The 611-nt window shown below is 60.4% G+C and carries 1 protein-coding gene and 1 pseudogene; both read left to right on the top strand.

All coding sequences use genetic code 11. The features are described 5' to 3' along the window. A partial coding sequence (locus tag DVK01_RS21990) for a hypothetical protein (RefSeq protein ID WP_121538829.1) occupies positions 1-401 on the top strand: 401 nt, incomplete at its 5' end. Then, a pseudogene (locus DVK01_RS21090) lies at positions 398-611 on the top strand (hypothetical protein); the annotation flags it as partial. The gene DVK01_RS21990 and the pseudogene DVK01_RS21090, both read left to right, overlap by 4 nt.

Here is a 611-nt window from a genome sequence, read left to right as displayed (position 1 = left end):
TTCGGAGCGAGGGCATCATCAAAGAGTGGTGGTCGTCGGTCGTGCTGTCGCCGAACTGGACCGCCGAGCGAGAGTACGTCTTTGAAATTGACGGACAGACACTCGAAGTGTCGCAAGACGAGGCGATGGCGATTTACGAGAAACAGGGCGTCCCACCGGTCGAAGTCAGAGACATCCCGTACCAGGGTCTCGAACGTCTGGACGAACTGGAGGATGCGACCGAGACAGTCGTGGAAACCCGCTCGACGATGCGCGGGGTGCGGGAAGAACAGACGACCCAACAGGTCGTCCTCGACGTGCGACAGCTGATGGACATCGCGGGTGTCCTCGACGACGCGGCGACGAAACTCGGGGTCAAGCCGTCTATCGAACTTCAGGACGCGGAGGGTGAGGTCGTATGAGTTCGCAGAGTGAGCCGGAGATCGTCGACCGGATGCAGTCGCACGCTCCTCCGAAAAACCTCTCCAGCCACTACTCGGAGATGCCCGACCGAGTCCGCGAGAACCTGATTCTCCGCCGCAAGATATGGCCGCGGATGAACGTGTTCAACGAGAACTGGATGTGCTTTTTAGCCGGGGAGACGGGGGACGGGAAGTCTTACGCGGCACTCC

It is taken from the genome of Haloarcula sp. Atlit-120R, assembly GCF_003665885.1.
Classification (GTDB): domain Archaea; phylum Halobacteriota; class Halobacteria; order Halobacteriales; family Haloarculaceae; genus Haloarcula; species Haloarcula taiwanensis.
The sequence above is the reverse complement of the archived record's forward strand: the minus strand, read 5'-3'. Positions and strand labels throughout refer to the sequence as shown.